Raw genomic sequence first — 15,353 nt, 5'->3', positions numbered from 1 at the left:
TCTCCACACCGCAAGTCAAGGGGGGAGGGGAGGGTGCGGCACGGCGGGCTGCGCCATCCGGGTAAGGCCGTCGCACGGCAGACGCCCCATGGGCGTACGGCCTCCAGGCGGCCCACGGACGGGCTTGTGACCCGCCGTTTCCCGCCCCGAGCTGCGACAATCACCGGTATGGACCGGTTGGACAGAGAGATACTCGGCATTCTCCAGGAGGACGCCCGGATCTCGTACCGCGATCTGGGCGTGCGCGTGGGGCTCAGTGCCAACGCCGCGGGCGACCGTGTGCGCCGGATGCGCCGCGACGGGGTGATCCGGGGCTTCACGGTCATCGTCGACCCCGCCGCCGACACTCGTTCGGGCCTCGTCGTCTTCATCGACGTGTCGCTGCGTCTCGACACGACGAACGAGGAGTTCGAACGCTCGGTGCTGACCCTGCCCGGCATCACCGAGGTGGTGCACGTGACGGGCGCCCACGACTACCTCGTACGCGCCACGGCGGCCGACCCCGGCTCCCTGGACACGCTGCTGCGACGGCTGAAGAAGGACGCGGGCGTCGCCCACTCCAACACCCGGATCGCACTCAGAGCGGCGCCGTCCAGGTGACGGTCGCGGACCGGCCGCCGTCCTCGGCGCGCCCGTTGTCCGCGACCACCAGCCGCACCGCCGCCCGCCCGTCGGGCAGCCGCGCCGTCGCGTCCACCTCGACCTCGACGGCCGACACCTCCGCCCGCCGGTGCGCGGCCGCCAGGGCGCCGCGCAGCACGTCGAGCAGTTCGCCGTCCACCGGCTCCCGCACCAGGGCGTCCACCGCGCCGGTGAACTGGACCGACGGCTGGAAGCCGAGCACCGCCGCCGCTCCGCCCGTCTCGCGCAGGACCCGGCCGCGGAAGGTCGTGGGGGCCTCGGCCGGCGGCTGCTGCAGCGCGAAGATCGCGGTCCTGACCTCCTGGATCGTGGAGTCCAGCTCGTCGACCGCGTGGCCGAGCAGCTCGGCGGTCCGGGCGTCGCCCGCGAGGTCCTTGCGGCGGGTCGACTCAAGCATCATCTCCGTGGCGAAGAGCCGCTGTACGACGAGGTCGTGCAGGTCACGCGCGATGCGGTCGCGGTCCTCGTAGACCGCCAGCTGTTCCCTGTAGTGCTGCGCGTCGGCCATCACCAGGGCCAGCGCCGCCTGGGAGGCGAACTGGGAGGCGAGCTGCCGGTCCATCGCCGTGTACGGGGCTTCGCCGCGCCGCCGGGGGAGGGCCAGTGTGCCGATGAGCCTGCCCTCGTTCTCCAGGGGCAGCATCATGCTGGGGCCGAACCGGGAGCGTACGGGCGTCGTCATCCGGTCGTCCGTCGCGGAGTCATCGATGAAGACCTCCTCCCCGCCCAGCAACTGCACGAGGACGGGGGAGCCGGGCTCGATGGCGGTGCCGACCAGGCCGGCCGGATCGTCCAGCGTGGAGGCGGCGACGATCTCCATCCCGCCGCCCGGGGTCGGCTGGAGGATCACCCCGGCCGCCGCGTCGGCCAGCACCCTGGCCCGCTCGGCGACGGTCGTCAGGGCGTCCGTCGTGCCCGCTCCGGTCAGCAGCGCCCGGGTGACGGCCGCCGCCCCCTCGATCCAGTGCTCCCGCTGCCGTGCCGCCTCGTACAGATGGGCGCCGCTGATCGCCGCGGCGGCCTGGGAGGCGAGCAGCCGCAGCAGCGCCGACTCGGTGTCCGTGAAGCGCCCCGGCTCCCCGGCGGTGAGGCAGAGGCTGCCGAGCACCTCGGTGTGCACCCGGACGGGCGCCCCGAGGAAGGAACTCATCGGCAGGAGCGGCTCCGGAAGGACGCGGGGGTGCGGGCCTGCCGTCAGATCGTCGACGCGCACGGCCTGGTCCTCGTCCACGAGGGCCCCGAGGATCCCCGTACGCCCGTCCAGGAGCGGGCTCGCCGCGCGGCGTTCGCCGTCGGACAGGCCGGTGGTGAACAGGTCGGTGACATGGCGGTCCTCCCCGTGGAGGAGGGCCAGCGCGCCGTAACGCGCCCCGGCCAGCGCCGTCGCGGTGTCCACGATGTGCTGGAGGGTGGTCCGCAGGTCCGGATCCGTCCCGTCCACCGGCGGCCCGCCGGCTTCAGCCGGCGAGCGGGGCGAGGACCAGCGGCTGGACCGTGCCGTCCAGCATCGCGCCGAGCCCCAGCACCGAGCACACGTCGGGCCGCTCGGCGATGTTCACGGGCACACCCGTGGCGTCGCGCAGCATCTGGTCGAGCCCCGGCAGCAGCGCGCTGCCGCCGACCATCATGATTCCGGACTCCGCGATGTCGGCCACCAGGTCGGGCGGGCATTCACGCAGCACCTTCCCCAGCCCGTCGAGCACCGCGGTCAGCGGGGTGTGGATCGCCTGGCGTACGGCGGCGGTGTCGACCTGGACCGAACGGGCCAGACCGGTCGCCACGTCCCGCCCGTGGATCTCCGTCACCGCCGGGCCGGCGAGCGTGAGTCCGTTGCCCCGGAGCGCCAGCTGCAGGGGGCGCACGGACTGGCTGGGCAGCATCAGCTCGTGGTGCTGGCGCAGATGCTGGATGACCGCCTGGTCGATGGCCTCGCCGCCGATCGGGATGCGTACGGCCGTCACGATCGAGCCGAGCGAGAGCACGGCGATCTGGGTGGTGGCCGCCCCGCAGACCATGATCATGGTGGCGGTCGGCTGCTCGACCGGCAGCCCGCAGCCGATGGCCGCGGCGATGAGGGTGTCGACCAGCTCCACCCGCCGCGCGCCGAGCCCCACGAGGGTCTCGACGGCCGCCCGCTGGGCCAGCGGATCGGCGTCGTGCGGGACGCAGGCGGCGGCGCGCAGCCGTGGCTTGCGGCGCAGCTGGCGGCGGAGCTTCTCACCGAGCAGATGGCGCAGCATCCGCTGCGCCATGTCGATGTCGACGACGGTCCCGCCGGAGACGGGACGGGCCACCCGGATGTACGCGGGCGTACGGCCGGTCATCTGCTCGGCGAGCGCGCCGACGGCGATGAGTGAGCCGGTCCGCATGTTCACGGCGGCGACACTGGGCTCGTCGACGACGAGCCCCACTCCCTTGATGTACACACGGGTCCTCGCGGCCCCGAGATCGACGGCGACATGGCAACGGCGCAACTGTTCGAGACTGACGGTCACGGCAGGTTCTCCCGAGAGCGCTGACGGGGGGCACCGGCGGCAGCCGGCTGTCCTGGCATCGTCGCTCCGTGGCCGGTGCGGCGCGCGCTGGGTGAGCCGTAGGGGGGACACCGAGCTGACGGCGCGACAGATCTCAGGGACCGTCAGGCAGCAGCCGCTGGAACAGTCCCCAGGTGAACTCGGCGACGCGGGGCCGGCCGCCGGGCGCGGCCGGATCGGTGAAGGCCAGTGCCCAGCGGGTCGGCGCGCTGCCCTCCATGGGGCGCGCCGGGGCGAACGCCCTGGCCACCTCGTCCACGGTGCACGACCAGGGAAGCAGGTCGGCGGCCGTACGCAGCTCGGGGCCCGCCGCGCCCGGGGCTCGGACCAGCCATTCGTTCCACACGGCTCCGCCGGGGCCCGCCATCACCTCGAACCGCAGGTCCGGCCAGAGCGGCAGCGGCCAGAGCAGCGCGTCGCACTCCAGGTCGCCGACCTTGCGGCGTACGGACGACTCGGGCTCGCCCAGGACCGAGCGGTAGCGGCGCAGCGCGCCCCGGCCGCGCGGGGCGCGCAGCATGGCCTGCCAGCGGCGGTTCGCCTCCCGCATCTCGGCGAGGGAGGCGCTCAGTTCATGACGGGCGTCCTCGACGAGGTCCGGCTGGTGGTCGGCCATCCGGCGCAGCAGGACGAGCTGGAACTGGAGCGGCCCGAACGGGGCGGGAGCGGTCATGGGGCCCATCCTGCCGCGTACCGAACGTATCGGGCGGCGTACCCCGGAGTCCTTGGTTCCACACAGGATCCTCACCTGTGCGGCTTCCTGTGTTGTTCCGCGCACGTCTAGTCTGCGGGCGCCATGGATTACTGCCACCCGTGCCAACGGCACCTCAACGGGGCCCTGGCCTGCGCCGGTTGCGGGACCCCCGCCGACGCGCTGGTCCCCTATGCCGTCGTGGGCCCCTTCGCCGGTGACCCGGAGCCGCCCGGCGAGACCCTGGACGCGTCCGGGGCCGCCGGTCACCGCCGCCGTGTCCGGGGCGCCGCGCGGCCACGCCGTCGAAGGGGGCACCGGAGGCGTGGCCGCGCGCTGCTGCTGACGGCGGCGGGTGTGGTGCTCGCGCTGGGCGCGCTGAGCCTCGCCGAGCTGGCCATGGAGCCCGAGGGCGACAGCGGTGCCTCGGAGTACGTGAGCGAGGCCACGACCGCGGCCACGGAGCCTGCCCCGTCCGCGTCGTCGAGCACGGAGCCCGACGCCCCCGGACCGGTGGAGGCGCCGACCGTCGTGCCGGTCACCGATTCCCACTCCGCGGCCGCGACCGGCGGCCCGGCCCGCACCACGGCGCCCGTCCCCCCGTCGCCCTCCGCGCCCGAGGCCACCTCGCCGTCCGCCTCCGAGCCCGCGGACCCGGAGGAGACGGAAGCGCCGGCCGAGCCCTCGGACTCCGGAAAGCCGACCGCGGACCCGACCTCGCCGGAACCCTCGGACGGACCCGCACCCACTCCGTCACCGACCGAGACCTGCGTCTGGTGGATCTTCTGCCCCTGACCCGGCAGAGGTCCTAGGCGGCGTCCTCGCCGAGCATCCTGCGCAGCAGGTCGCGGAGCACCGTCCGCTCCGACTCCGACAGCTCGGCGAGCGGCTCCCGGGCGAAGTCCAGCGCGTCGCGCAGCCGCCGGGCCGTCCTGACGCCCTCCTCGGTCGGGGCGGCGAGCTTCACCCGCCGGTCGGCCGGGTCCGGGCGGCGTTCCACGAGGCCCCGGAGCTCCAGCCGGTCGACTATTCCGGTGATGTTGGACGGTTCGCATTTCAGTTTTCGGGCAACCTTGCGCATGGGCATCGGCTCCAGGGAGAGCAGCCCGAGGACCCTGGCCTGCGCGCCGGTCAGCGCGTGTGTGGCCGCGGCCCGCTCGTACTCCTCGTGGTAGCGCGCCACGACGCCGCCGATGAGCTGGATGACGTCGAGGGTGAGCGGATCCGTGCGCGAGGTGGCCATGACACCCAGGGTACCGAATTACTTGACAAGGTGAAATATCTGGACGCATGGTTGTTTCATGTCCTGAAGCTTTTCGGCTTCCCGCCCCGCACGACATCGAGGAGACCCGAGCCCATGTCCGCACTTCCCACGTCCAGCCGCGAATGGCACCTCGTCGCCCGTCCGCACGGCTGGCCCGAGGCCTCGGATTTCGCGCTGCGCGAGGCGCCGGTGGCAGCCCCCGGTGAGGGCCGCCTCCTCGTCCGCAACCTCCACTTCTCGGTCGACCCCTACATGCGCGGCCGGATGAACGACGTGAAGTCGTACACCCCGCCCTTCAAGCTCGACCACCCCATGGAAGGCGGCGCGGTCGGTGAGGTCGTCGCGTCGAACGCCGAGGGCTTCGCCGTCGGCGACCACGTCCTGCACGGCCTCGGCTGGCGTGAGTACGCCGACGTCCCGGCCAAGCACGCGGTGAAGGTCGACGCCTCGCTCGCCCCGCTCTCCGCCTACCTCGGCGTGCTCGGCATGACCGGGCTCACCGCCTACGCCGGGCTGTTCGACGTCGCCTCCTTCAAGGAGGGCGACGCCGTCTTCGTCTCCGGCGCCGCCGGTGCGGTCGGCAGCCAGGTCGGCCAGATGGCGAAGATCAAGGGCGCCTCCCGGGTCATCGGCTCGGCCGGCTCCGACGAGAAGGTCAAGCTCCTCACCGAGGAGTACGGCTTCGACGCGGCCTTCAACTACAAGAACGGCCCCGTCCGGGACCAGCTGGCCGAGGCCGCCCCCGACGGCATCGACGTCTACTTCGACAACGTCGGCGGTGAGCACCTGGAGGCCGCGATCTCCTCGTTCAACGTCCACGGCCGCGCCACCATCTGCGGAATGATCGCCCAGTACAACGCCACGGAGCCCACCCCGGCCCCGCGCAACCTGGCGCTCGTCATCGGCAAGCGGCTGCGTCTGCAGGGCATGCTCGTCGGCGACCACTCGGCGCTCCAGCCGAAGTTCGTCGAGGACGTGGCCGGCTGGCTGGCCTCCGGTGAGCTCAAGTACCGCGAGACGAAGGTCGAGGGCATCGAGAACGGCTACGACGCCTTCGTCGGCCTGCTGCGCGGCGAGAACACCGGCAAGATGATCGTCTCGCTGGACGCCTGACCGGCCCCGGCCGCCCGTGAAGCCGCCCGTGAGCCACCTGTCACCGCCCTTCGCGGTCGGAGGAAGGCCACACGTACGGCAGATCGGGCGGCACGTCGGGGAAGAGCGGGCGGTAGAACGCCGCGTCCTTGCGTACGAGCGCGGAGCGGTGGCTCTCGTGCAGTGCCTCGTCACCCAGCCACGGGGGCAGTTCGGCCGCCGCCGCGAGCTCCGCGGTGGACCGGACGGCGGAGCGCCCGAGCGAGGCGGCGAGGTCCTTGCGCAGGGTCGCCGCACAGGTGTCGGCCCTGCCCTCCGCGGTCCACGCGGCGCACATGTCCAGGCCGTAGCGGACAAGAGCCTCCTCGTAGCCGGTCCACATGCGGACGGCGGGGTGGTGCCGCCAGCCGTAGCCGGGGACGGTGAGTCCGCGCAGCACCTGGATCGCCTCGACCCGCTGCTTGCCCAGCCGTCGGGGATCGAGTGCGAGGGCGCTTCGGGAGAAATCGGCGTACGGCAGGAAAGTCTGCATGAACCATGCCTACCGCGTCCGCCGCCGGGTGACCGCCGGCGTCACCCGCTAGGCTCGGCGCAGGCCGTCGCGATCGTGGGCGCGAGTCGCGGCGCACCAAGCAGGAGGAATGACCGTATGACCATCCAGAGCATCGACGTGGCCTACACCGCCGTCGCCACCGCCGAGAACGGCCGCGACGGCCGCGTCTCCACCGACGACGGCAAGCTCGACGTCGTCGTCAACCCGCCGAAGGAGATGGGCGGCAGCGGCGCGGGGACCAACCCCGAGCAGCTCTTCGCGGCCGGCTACAGCGCCTGCTTCCAGGGCGCGCTCGGCGTGGTCGCCCGGCAGGAGAAGGCCGACATCTCCGGTTCGACGGTGACCGCCTCGGTCTCCATCGGCAAGACGGAGGCGGGCGGCTTCGGCCTGGAGGTCGCGATCAGCGCCTCCATCCCGAACGTCGACACCGCCACCGCGCAGGCGCTCGTCGAGAAGGCGCACCAGGTGTGCCCGTACTCGAACGCCACCCGGGGCAACATCAAGGTCGAGCTGTCCGTCGGCTGAGTCCGGTCGCGTACGTCCGAGGGCCGCATCCCGCAAGCACGGGGATGTGGCCCTCGGCCGTGTGCGGCCGTCCGGGTCCGTAAAAGCGCGCAGAGGCATTGACGGCCGTGGAGGTTGAACTCTACGGTCCCGTTCGAGGTTACGAGCAGCATTCGAAATATCGAACGAGTAAGGAAGCCATGACCCGCACCGCGCGCTTCACCCTCGACCCGGCCTTCACCGTCGGCGCCGTCGACCCCCGGCTCTTCGGTTCCTTCGTCGAGCACCTCGGCCGCTGCGTCTATGACGGCATATTCGAGCCCGGCCACCCGGCGGCGGACGAGGCCGGACTGCGCACCGACGTCCTGGATCTCGTCCGCGAACTCGGCGTCACCGCCATCCGTTACCCCGGCGGCAACTTCGTCTCCGGCTACCGCTGGGAGGACAGCGTCGGTCCCGCCGACGAGCGCCCCCGCCGCCTCGACCTCGCCTGGCGCTCCACCGAGACGAATCGCTTCGGCCTCTCCGAGTACATCGGCTTCCTCAGGAAGATCGGCCCGCAGGCCGAACCGATGCTCGCGGTCAACCTCGGCACCCGTGGCGTCCAGGAGGCCATCCAGCTCCAGGAGTACGCCAACCATCCGTCCGGCACGGAGCTCTCCGACCGCCGCGCCGCCCACGGGGACAAGGACCCCTTCGGCATCAAGCTGTGGTGCCTGGGCAACGAGATGGACGGCCCCTGGCAGACCGGCCACAAGACCGCCGAGGAGTACGGCCGGCTGGCGGCCGAGACCGCGCGCGCGATGCGGCAGATCGACCCCTCGGTCCAGCTCGTCGCCTGCGGCTCCTCCAGCCGCGCCATGCCGACGTTCGCGGCCTGGGAGGCGACGGTGCTCGCCGAGACCTACGACCTCGTCGACTACGTCTCGCTGCACGCCTACTACGAGGAGACCGACGGCGACCGCGACTCCTTCCTCGCCTCGGCCGTCGACATGGAGTCCTTCATCGAGAGCGTCGTCGCGACCTGCGACCACGTGGGGGCGCGCCTGAAGTCCCCGAAGAAGATCAACCTCTCCTTCGACGAGTGGAACGTCTGGTACCAGAAGCGCTTCCAGCAGGAGACGGAGGAGAACCCCCTCGACTGGCCCGAGGCACCGCGACTGCTGGAGGACAACTACAGCGTCACCGACGCCGTCGTCTTCGGCAGCCTGCTCATCGCGCTGCTGCGCCACGCGGACCGGGTGACCGTCGCCTGCCTCGCCCAGCTGGTCAACGTGATCGCGCCGATCATGACCGAGCCCGGCGGGCCGGCCTGGCGGCAGACCACCTTCTTCCCCTTCGCCCAGGCCGCGCGGTACGGGCGGGGCCAGGTCCTGGACGTACGGGTGGACTCGCCGACCTACGCGACGGCGAAGTACGGCGAGACGGACCTGTTGCACGCCACCGCCGTACGCGACCCGGAGACGGGTGCCGTCACGGTGTTCGCCGTCAACCGCGGCCAGGACGCGGCGCTGCCGCTCGAAGTCGCCCTGACGGGGCTGGAGCTGAGCCGGGTCGCCGAGCACCAGGTCGTCGCGGACGCCGACCCGGAGGCCCGCAACACCCTCGCCGAGCCCGAGCGGGTGCTCCCGCACACCGCCGAGGGTACGGAGCTGGCCGGCTCCACGCTGAAGGCCGTGCTGGAGCCGATGTCCTGGAACATGATCCGGCTGGTGTGACAACGCGTACGGCGCCCTCCCCGAGCGGGGGAGGGCGCCGTACGCGTGAGCGGTCAGCGGGCCGAGAAGGCGTGCACCGTCGTCGAGCGGTACGTCTCGCCGGGCCGCAGCACCGTCGAGGGGAAGGACGGCTGGTTGGGGGAGTCCGGGAAGTGCTGGGACTCCAGGCAGAAGGCGTCGCCCTGCCGGTAGACCCGACCCGAGGTGCCCGTCAGCGTGCCGTCGAGGAAGTTCCCCGTGTAGACCTGCATGCCGGGCTCCGTCGTGTACATCTTCATCACCCGGCCGGAGCCGGGGTCCGTCACGGTCAGCGCGTACTCCGGGCGGGCCGTTATCCCCTTGTCCAGCACGTAGTTGTGGTCGATCCCCTGTCCGTATCCCACCTGCTCGTGCGGGGTGCGGACGGCCTCCCCGATGGCCCGGGACCGCCGGAAGTCGAACGGCGTACGTGCCACCGGCGCGAGCTCACCCGTCGGGATCAGCGTCGAGCCGACCGGCGTGTAGCGTGCCGCCGCCAGCTCCAGCAGATGCCCGTCGACGCTGCCGCTGCCCTCGCCCGCCAGGTTGAAATAGGTGTGGCTGGTCAGGTTGAGGACCGTGGCACGGTCCGTCGTCGCCGTGTAGTCGATGCGCCACTCACCCCGGGAGGAGAGGGTGTAGACGACACGGACGGCGAGCGCGCCCGGGTAGCCGGCTTCGCCGTCCGGGCTGGTCCGGGTCAGGACCAGCCCGACGTCGCCGCGTGCGGTGAACGGCTCCACGTCCCAGACCCGCTTGTCGAAGCCCTGGTCGCCCCCGTGGAGGCTGTTGGGGCCGTCGTTGACGGGCAGTTGGTGCGTGACCCCGTCGAGGGTGAAGCGCCCCTCGGCGATGCGGTTGCCGTACCGTCCGATCAGCCCGCCGAAGTACGGGGACTTCGCCACGTAGTCCGGAAGGTTGTCGAAGCCCAGCGCGACGTTCTTCGTGCGGCCCCTGCGGTCGGGGAGCTCCAGGGAGTGGACGACACCGCCCCAGGACAGGACCTTCAGCCGGGTCCCGCCGTTGGCGAGGGTCCAGCGGTGCACCTTCGTCCCGTCGGCGAGAGTGCCGAAGAGCTCCCTGGACGGCGTGCGCCCGGTGGCCGCGGCCTGCGCGGCCGGGGCGCCCGCCGCCACGGCCAGCCCGGCGGCGGCCGTGGCCGCCAGTACGGTGCGTCTGCTGGTTCCGGTCCTGAAGGTCATGAACGACTCCTGTCGTGAGAAGGGGTGTTGTTACGAACCGACCTTGCGCTTGTTCCAGACGTCGAAGCCGACCGCGGCCAGCAGCACCGCGCCCTTGATGACCTGCTGCCAGTCGGTGCCGATGCCGACGAGGTTCATCCCGTTGTTGAGCACGCCGAGGACCAGACCACCGATGATCGCGCCGAGGACCGTGCCGACGCCGCCGCTCATCGACGCGCCGCCGATGAACGAGGCGGCGATGGCCTCCAGCTCGAAGTTGAGGCCGGCCTTGGGCGAGGCCGCGTTGAAGCGGGCGGCGAAGACCAGGCCCGCCAGGGCCGCGAGCATGCCCATGTTCAGGAAGACCAGGAAGGTGACCTTTTTGTCCTTCACGCCCGACAGCTTCGCCGCGGGCAGGTTGCCGCCGATCGCGTAGATGTGGCGGCCGATGATCGCGTTGCGCATCAGATAGCCGAACCCGACGACCAGCACGCCCAGGATGAGCAGCACGACCGGGGCGCCCTTGTAGCTGGCGAGCAGCAGGGTGACGACCAGGACGGCGGCGACCAGGGCGACCAGCTTCAGCAGGAACAGCTTCAGCGGCGGCACGTCGAGGGCGAACTCCTGCTGCCGCTTGCGGTCGCGGACCTCCTGGTAGACGACGAAGGCGATCAGCGCGAGGCCCAGCAGCAGGGTGAGGTTGTGGTAGTTGGTGTCCGGGCCGACCTCCGGAAGGAAGCCGTTGGCTATCTTCTGCAGGTCCTTCGGGAAGGGGCCGAGGGTCTGGCCCTTCAGGAAGATCTCCGTCAGACCGCGGAAGAGCAGCATGCCCGCGAGGGTCACGATGAACGACGGTATGCCGAGATAGGCGATGAAGAAGCCCTGGACCGCGCCGGCGACGGCGCCGATGGCCAGGCAGAGCACCACGGCGAGCGGCCAGGCGAGATCGTTCTCGACCATCAGCACGGCGGACATCGCGCCGATGAACGCGGTCAGTGAGCCGACCGACAGGTCGATGTGGCCCGCGATGATGACGAGCATCATGCCGATCGCGAGGATCAGGATGTAGCTGTTCTGCAGCACCAGGTTGGAGACGTTGCGCGGCAGCAGCAGGTCGCCGCCCGACCACACCGCGAACAGCACCACGATCAGGCCGAGGGCCATCAGCATGCCGTACTGGCGCATGTTGCGGCGCATGCCGCCGATCATCAGCTGCAGCAGGCCCCCGCCGGAGGCCGCACCCCCTCCACCGGACGGCCCGGGGGCCGGGGTCTTGGCGGTCAGGTCCGTGCTCATCGCGTTACCTCTTTGTCCTTCGTCATCTGACGCATCAGCGCTTCCTGCGAGGCCTTGGCCCGCGAGAACTCACCCGTCAGCCGTCCCGCGGCCATCGTGTAGATGCGGTCGCACATGCCGAGCAGCTCCGGCAGTTCGGAGGAAATGAAGACGACCGCCTTGCCCTGGGCGGCCAGCTGGTCGATGACCGTGTAGATCTCGTACTTGGCGCCCACGTCGATCCCGCGCGTGGGCTCGTCCAGGATCAGCACCTCGGGACCCGCGAAGATCCACTTGCTGAGGACGACCTTCTGCTGGTTGCCTCCGGAGAGCTTGCCCACCGGCTCGAAGACGGTCGGCGCCTTGATGTTCATCGACTTACGGAAGCCCTCGGCGACCTGGCGTTCCCCGTGCTCGTCGACCACGCCCCGCTTCGCGACCTTGCCCAGCGCGGTCAGCGAGATGTTCCGGTTGATGGTGTCGATGAGGTTGAGGCCGTAGTGCTTGCGGTCCTCGGTGGCGTACGCGATGCCGTGCCTGATCGCCGCGGGTACGGACTTCGTCTGGATCTCGGTGCCGTCCCTGAGGACGGTGCCGCCCGCGTACCGGCCGTACGAGCGGCCGAAGACGCTCATCGCCAGCTCGGTGCGGCCGGCGCCCATCAGCCCGGCGATACCGACGATCTCGCCGCGCCGCACCTCGACCGAGACGTCGTCGACGACCTTGCGCTGCTGGTCGATGGGGTGGTGAACGGTCCAGTTACGGATCTCCAGGGCGGGAGCGCTCCCCTCCTCCGGGTGGTGGGGGGTGCGCTCCGGGAAGCGGTGCTCCAGGTCGCGGCCGACCATCCCGCTGATGATCCGGTCCTCGGTCGTCTCCGCCGCCTTCACGTCGAGCGTCTCGATGGAGTGCCCGTCGCGGATGATCGTGACCGAGTCGGCGACCCGGCGGATCTCGTTCAGCTTGTGCGAGATGATGATCGAGGTCATGCCCTGTTCCTTCAGCGAGAGGATCAGGGTGAGGAGCTTGCCGCTGTCCTCGTCGTTGAGCGCCGCCGTCGGCTCGTCGAGGATGAGCAGCTTCACCTTCTTGGAGAGCGCCTTGGCGATCTCCACCAGCTGCTGCTTGCCCACGCCGATGTCGGCGACCCGGGTCTCCGGGTGCTCGTCGAGGCCGACCCGGCGCAGCAGTTCGCCGGCGTGCCTGAGGGTGTCGTTCCAGTTGATCAGTCCACGCTTGGCGTGCTCGTTGCCGAGGAAGATGTTCTCCGCGATGGAGAGGTAGGGCACCAGCGCCAGCTCCTGGTGGATGATCACGATGCCGCGCTCTTCGCTCGCCCGGATGTCCTTGAACCGGCAGGCCTCGCCGTCGAAGAGGATGTCCCCCTCGTAGCTGCCGTGCGGATGGACTCCCGAGAGCACCTTCATCAGGGTCGACTTGCCGGCGCCGTTCTCGCCGCAGATGGCGTGGACCTCGCCCTGACGGACGGTCAGTGTGACGTCCGAGAGCGCTTTGACACCGGGAAAGGTCTTGACGATCGAGCGCATTTCCAGGACGGGTCCCGCCATGGTCTTGCCTTCCAATCCTTGAGGGGGCCCGGTTACTTGAGGTCGTTCTCGGTGTACTGACCGGTGTCCACGAGGGCCTCCTTGTAGGAGGACTTGTCGACGCTGACCGGCTGGAGCAGGTAGGCGGGGACGACCTTGACGCCGTTGTCGTAGGACTTGGTGTCGTTGGTCTCGGGCTTCTTGTCGTTCAGGGAGGCCTCGACCATGTTCGAGGCGACCTTGGCGAGCTTGCGCAGGTCCTTGTAGACGGTCTGGGTCTGCTCGCCCGCGATGATCGACTTCACGGAGGCGAGCTCCGCGTCCTGACCCGTGACCACCGGCATGGGCTTGGCCTTGGAGCCGTAACCGTCCGACTTGAGGGCGGAGAGGATGCCGATGGAGATGCCGTCGTACGGCGAGAGCACGGCGTCGACCTGGGTGCTGCGGTAGCTGGACGTCAGCAGGTCGTCCATGCGCTTCTGCGCGGTTCCGCCGTCCCAGCGCAGGGTGGTGACCTGGTTGAGCGCGGTCTGCTTGGACCTGACGACCAGCTCGCCCTTGTCCATGTAGGGCTTGAGGACGTTCATCGCGCCCTGGAAGAAGTACTTGGTGTTGTTGTCGTCGTTGGAGCCGGCGAACAGCTCGATGTTGAAGGGGCCCTTCTTGCCGTCCGTCAGGCCGAGCTTGTCCGCGATGTACGTGCCCTGGAGCTCGCCGACCTTCTCGTTGTCGAACGAGGCGTAGTAGTCGACGTTCTCCGTGCCGAGGATCAGCCGGTCGTAGGAGATCACCGGGATGTCGGAGTCCTTGGCCTGCTGGACCACGTTGTTGAGGGACTTGTTGTCGATCGCGGCGATGATCAGGGCGTCCACACCCTGCGTGATCATGTTCTCGATCTGTGAGACCTGCTGGTCAGGGTCGTCCTCACCGTAGACCAGCTTGGTCTTGTAACCCTTGGCCTTCAGTTCCTTCACGACGTTGTTGCCGTCGGAGATCCAGCGCTCGGAGGACTTGGTCGGCATCGCGATGCCGATGGTGGCGCCGTCGGCGCCGCCCTTCTTCTCCTCGCTGCCGCCCTCGCCGCTCTGGCCACAGGCGGTCAGAGTGAGCGCGAGGGAGGCGGCGGAGGCTATGGCGGCAAGTGCGGCTCTGCGGTTGCGCATAGTCATCATCCTTGATGTGGGGTCAGTGCTCGGTCCGGTGGTGCCGGAAGGCTGAGGGCGATCGACCGAGAACAGGTGTTGTGGGATTGTGCGCGGCTGTGTCTTTATTTGGGGAGAGTGTTTCCGAAGCGTTATGACGAGATCTCGAAGCGGTTGAGCGGGCCCGGCAGTCGGCTGCCGAGCGCGGCCATCTCCCCGTCCGCCCCGTGCCGCGCCAGCAGATCCAGCGCGAGCCGGCCGCGCCGCACCCGCTCCTTCGCGGTCGACAGCGCCAGCTCGCGCAGGTGCTGGCCGTAGGGATAGATGCCCGGGGCCTTGGAGAGGCCGAACTTCAGGTACAGCGGCGCCCCGCGCCGGATCAGCTCGGCGACCTCGTACATCCGCACATAACCGCCCAGGTCGTCCGGGGCCTCGATGTAGAGGTCCATCGGCGCCCGGGAGACCCGGCGGATCTCGGTGAACTGGGCCAGCGTCAGGTCCGACGGGATGTTGATGGAGTCGGCGCCGAGCTGTTCGAACACGGCGTACGACGCCGGGTTCACCGGGCCGATGAGCGCCGACACCTTGAAGGTGGTGTCGGCGGGCAGGACACCCTGTGCACGCAGCCGGTGCAGGGTCCACAGCACGCCCTCGTCGGCCACGAGGAGGCACTTGACGCCCAGCGCCGCCGCACGCAGGGCGTCCTCCACGCAGCCGGCCAGGGCGTCGTGCCCCCGGGAGCGCAGCCCGGCGCCGCCGGAGTCCGTACGTACGGACGCGCCGGTGTCCCAGGTGCCGCGCGGGCCCGTGAACAGGCAGAGCTCGATGTCCCGTTCGGCGCAGCCCTCCACCATCTCGGTGATCTCCGCGTCGGTCAGCATCCAGATGCCGCTGCCCTGGCTGATGCGGTGCACCGGGACGTCGAGCCTCGCGGACTCCTCGAGTACGACGCCGAGGGCCTCCGGACCCTCCACGGACGGCACCTCGGTGCGCCAGCTCCCGCCGTCGGGGAAGGAGTGCGGGGAGGCGTCGGCCGGGGCCAGCGGCGCCGGGCCGAGACCGAGCGCGGTGAGCGCGGCGTCACCGGGACGCCGGGCACCGGCGGCACCGGGGGAAGAGACAGGGACGTCGTTCACGGCTGGTCCTTCATGTTCGGTATTTCGGACGACATTCGGGTCTTTGGGTATGCGCC

Annotated in this window: 15 protein-coding genes; 5 read left to right on the top strand and 10 right to left on the bottom strand. The window is 70.5% G+C overall.

Annotation, left to right across the window (positions count from 1 at the left end):
• Window positions 1–168: 168 nt before the first annotated feature.
• Complete coding sequence (locus tag ACZ32T_RS03270; RefSeq protein ID WP_467262429.1) at window positions 169–600, top strand: Lrp/AsnC family transcriptional regulator; 432 nt, start codon at window positions 169–171, stop codon at window positions 598–600.
• Here ACZ32T_RS03270 and ACZ32T_RS03265 read toward each other — a convergent pair.
• From ACZ32T_RS03265 to ACZ32T_RS03255, 3 genes are all read right to left on the bottom strand, one after another.
• On the bottom strand, window positions 578–2,083 hold the full coding sequence (locus ACZ32T_RS03265) for a sensor histidine kinase (RefSeq protein ID WP_467365090.1): 1,506 nt from the start codon (window positions 2,081–2,083) through the stop codon (window positions 578–580). The genes ACZ32T_RS03270 and ACZ32T_RS03265 overlap by 23 nt on opposite strands.
• 16 nt (window positions 2,084–2,099) lie before the next feature.
• Complete coding sequence (locus ACZ32T_RS03260) at window positions 2,100–3,137, bottom strand: rod shape-determining protein (protein ID WP_467365088.1); 1,038 nt, start codon at window positions 3,135–3,137, stop codon at window positions 2,100–2,102.
• A 133-nt stretch (window positions 3,138–3,270) separates the two neighbouring features.
• Complete coding sequence (locus ACZ32T_RS03255; protein WP_467262424.1) at window positions 3,271–3,849, bottom strand: hypothetical protein; 579 nt, start codon at window positions 3,847–3,849, stop codon at window positions 3,271–3,273.
• A gap of 123 nt (window positions 3,850–3,972) precedes the next feature.
• Here ACZ32T_RS03255 and ACZ32T_RS03250 point away from each other — a divergent pair, with 123 nt between their 5' ends.
• Window positions 3,973–4,662 (top strand): SCO2400 family protein, encoded by a 690-nt coding sequence (locus ACZ32T_RS03250; RefSeq protein ID WP_467365086.1) that lies wholly within the window; start codon window positions 3,973–3,975, stop codon window positions 4,660–4,662.
• Between the two features lie 13 nt (window positions 4,663–4,675).
• Here the strand turns inward: ACZ32T_RS03250 and ACZ32T_RS03245 are convergent, their stop codons facing one another.
• A complete protein-coding gene (locus ACZ32T_RS03245) occupies window positions 4,676–5,110 on the bottom strand; it encodes a MarR family winged helix-turn-helix transcriptional regulator (protein ID WP_467273595.1) in 435 nt (144 codons plus the stop codon).
• A gap of 114 nt (window positions 5,111–5,224) precedes the next feature.
• On the opposite strand from ACZ32T_RS03245, the gene ACZ32T_RS03240 reads away from it, so the two are divergent.
• Entirely contained in the window at window positions 5,225–6,244 is a 1,020-nt protein-coding gene (locus ACZ32T_RS03240; protein WP_467365084.1) for an NADP-dependent oxidoreductase, read from the top strand.
• 40 nt (window positions 6,245–6,284) lie between these two features.
• Here ACZ32T_RS03240 and ACZ32T_RS03235 read toward each other — a convergent pair whose 3' ends face one another.
• Window positions 6,285–6,755, bottom strand: a complete 471-nt coding sequence (locus tag ACZ32T_RS03235; RefSeq protein ID WP_467365082.1) for an MSMEG_6728 family protein — start codon at window positions 6,753–6,755, stop codon at window positions 6,285–6,287.
• A gap of 117 nt (window positions 6,756–6,872) precedes the next feature.
• Between ACZ32T_RS03235 and ACZ32T_RS03230 the strand changes: the two genes are divergently transcribed.
• Together ACZ32T_RS03230 and arfA are read left to right on the top strand one after the other, a co-directional pair.
• On the top strand, window positions 6,873–7,301 hold the full coding sequence (locus tag ACZ32T_RS03230; RefSeq protein ID WP_467273590.1) for an organic hydroperoxide resistance protein: 429 nt from the start codon (window positions 6,873–6,875) through the stop codon (window positions 7,299–7,301).
• Between the two features lie 179 nt (window positions 7,302–7,480).
• Window positions 7,481–8,998: an arabinosylfuranosidase ArfA gene (gene arfA / locus ACZ32T_RS03225; RefSeq protein WP_467365080.1), complete on the top strand. Its 1,518-nt coding sequence runs from the start codon at window positions 7,481–7,483 to the stop codon at window positions 8,996–8,998.
• Window positions 8,999–9,051: 53 nt separating this feature from the next.
• Here arfA and ACZ32T_RS03220 read toward each other — a convergent pair whose 3' ends face one another.
• From ACZ32T_RS03220 to ACZ32T_RS03200, 5 genes are all read right to left on the bottom strand, one after another.
• Window positions 9,052–10,218 carry an aldose epimerase family protein gene (locus ACZ32T_RS03220; protein ID WP_467365078.1) on the bottom strand — a complete coding sequence of 389 codons (1,167 nt, stop codon included), beginning with the start codon at window positions 10,216–10,218 and terminating at the stop codon, window positions 9,052–9,054.
• 30 nt (window positions 10,219–10,248) lie between these two features.
• Window positions 10,249–11,493 carry a multiple monosaccharide ABC transporter permease gene (mmsB, locus tag ACZ32T_RS03215; protein ID WP_467273584.1) on the bottom strand — a complete coding sequence of 415 codons (1,245 nt, stop codon included), beginning with the start codon at window positions 11,491–11,493 and terminating at the stop codon, window positions 10,249–10,251.
• Window positions 11,490–13,040, bottom strand: coding sequence for a multiple monosaccharide ABC transporter ATP-binding protein (gene mmsA, locus ACZ32T_RS03210; protein WP_467365076.1), 1,551 nt, complete (start codon window positions 13,038–13,040; stop codon window positions 11,490–11,492). The genes mmsB and mmsA overlap by 4 nt, the downstream gene beginning before the upstream one ends.
• Window positions 13,041–13,072: 32 nt before the next feature.
• Window positions 13,073–14,182 carry a multiple monosaccharide ABC transporter substrate-binding protein gene (gene chvE / locus ACZ32T_RS03205; RefSeq protein WP_467273580.1) on the bottom strand — a complete coding sequence of 370 codons (1,110 nt, stop codon included), beginning with the start codon at window positions 14,180–14,182 and terminating at the stop codon, window positions 13,073–13,075.
• Window positions 14,183–14,313: 131 nt separating this feature from the next.
• Window positions 14,314–15,297, bottom strand: a complete 984-nt coding sequence (locus tag ACZ32T_RS03200; RefSeq protein WP_467273578.1) for a hypothetical protein — start codon at window positions 15,295–15,297, stop codon at window positions 14,314–14,316.
• Window positions 15,298–15,353: the final 56 nt, after the last annotated feature.

Source organism: Streptomyces sp. NPDC023573, from assembly GCF_055559735.1.
Note: the sequence above shows the minus strand (reverse complement) of the source record. Positions and strands in the feature narration are given on the sequence as shown.